The sequence below is a fragment of the Photobacterium lipolyticum genome, from assembly GCF_003026475.1.
Lineage (GTDB): Bacteria > Pseudomonadota > Gammaproteobacteria > Enterobacterales > Vibrionaceae > Photobacterium > Photobacterium lipolyticum.
The window spans coordinates 1-1,860 of the sequence record NZ_PYMC01000040.1; the positions used below are offsets into that span (position 1 = coordinate 1).

Here is a 1,860-nt window from a genome sequence, read left to right on the forward strand (position 1 = left end):
ATTGATCGGATGCCTTGAGCGCGCCATAACAAAAGTATCAAGGTGACGCGTTACACTCGGCATTTTTGGTTTGGAGTTTAGTGGGTTTGGTGAGTTCATCGTGGCGCACCTTATCCTAGGCGTTATGAATTAAGTAATTGGAGTAAATAGTGTCTGACACTAAAGAGTATTTGATTGAACTAGTGCAACAGTTGATGGACTGTTCTGGTTCTGAAGAAGAATTAGATGAAATTTTAGTCAAAGTAAAGTCGATGGTTGTAGATCCTTATATATCTGATTATATCTATTGGTCAGACCTTAGCGCAGAGGAAGTAGTGGAAAAAGCTTTATCTTACAAACCTATCTGCTTGTAATTCAAAGAGCTATTTGTTCGGTCCTCTGGTGCATTGGCTCAAAACTGCTGGTACAGAGTGGTTCTTTGTCCAGTGACTACTGGATTAGTAAGTTAGTTTCTGAGAGAGCAACTAATACTCGATCAAGTTTTACGGATATGGCTGGATAATTTGCACATAGATAAAGCTGCAAGCAGATAAAGCTGCAAGCAGTACATGTTGCTGATGGCATTTGCGTAAAAATTCATAACAAAGCAATCAAGGTGACCCGTTACACTCGGCGGTTTTGGTATGAAGTTCGGTGTGCTTTGTTAGTTCCGTGCGGGGCACCTTATTGCAGGCGTTAGGGCTCAGAAACAATCTAACTTTTGAGGATGATATAGAATGTATAATCTTTTAGTCTCAGGTGACGAAACCGCTTGGGAGTCTGGTGTGTACGAATTAGAACGAAGTCGAGTGGGTCAGTATACCGTTCAAGAACTGAAAAATAGGTACAGTGAGCTCAATCAAGAAGTTGTAAATGAGCTTTTAGGTTACCCCTGCTTGTTTGCGTATGAAGCATGTCATCATAAATTAGCAAGACTTGGCTGGATTACTAGAATCAAGTTAAAAAGTAATTCAGTAGTTATTCATTTCACTTTTGAACCAACTCTTCCCGCAATCGAAAGTGAGGATATCAACCGATTAAAACTCAATCTTGATATCGATAAATTTGAAATGAATCGAACTCATTGGGCAATTAAAGATGAGGATTTATTTGAAATATTAGTTCAACAAGATCTTGTTGAACAAGCGAGCCTAGATACTATTCATAATCGAAACTCTTCTAATACTGTAAACATGCATACAAGTAATAGCAACCAAATATTTATTGTACATGGTCATGATGAATTAGCTAAGGTTGAAATGGCTAGGTTTATATCACAGCTAGGACTTGAGCCGATCATACTGCATGAACAACCTAATGCTGGACGAACAATAATCGAGAAAATCGAATATTACTCAAACGTTGGATTTGGTGTTGTCCTATACACTCCTTGTGATAAAGGTGGCAAAGCAACTGATGAAGTGCTTCAGAACCGTGCAAGACAAAATGTTGTATTTGAGCATGGCTTTTTAATAGGGAAACTCAGCCGATCTCGTGTTTCTGCTTTTGTGAAAGGTAGTCTTGAAACTCCAAATGACATTAGTGGTGTTGTTTACACAAGTTTGGACAGCTATGGCGCATGGAAGAATGAGTTAGCGCAAGAGTTAAGATCATCGGGCTATAGTATTGATATGAATAATGTATTGTAATTCCGGAGCCCTAACAAGGCTATCAAGGTGATGCTATACACTCGGCGGTTTTGGTATGGAGTTCGGTGTTCTTTGTTGGCTCAGTGGGGGCACACCTTATAGCTGGCGTTAGGGCTCTAAAGCATAACTTCTGGCTTAATTATTTATGTTCTTACGTTTAGCTATCATGAAGTCATGCGCTTTATTTGTGATGGGTCGATGCTTAACTGCTAAAAAGTCATCGTTTCCAGCC

2 protein-coding genes are annotated in these 1,860 nt (G+C 39.4%); both read left to right on the forward strand.

Annotated elements, in window-relative coordinates:
• Positions 1-149 precede the first annotated feature (149 nt).
• The gene (locus tag C9I89_RS22175) at positions 150-353 is read left to right on the forward strand and encodes a hypothetical protein (protein WP_107285490.1); all 204 of its coding nucleotides are present in this window, start codon (positions 150-152) and stop codon (positions 351-353) included.
• 363 nt (positions 354-716) lie between these two features.
• Positions 717-1,628, forward strand: coding sequence for a TIR domain-containing protein (locus tag C9I89_RS22180; RefSeq protein WP_107285491.1), 912 nt, complete (start codon positions 717-719; stop codon positions 1,626-1,628).
• Positions 1,629-1,860 lie beyond the last annotated feature (232 nt).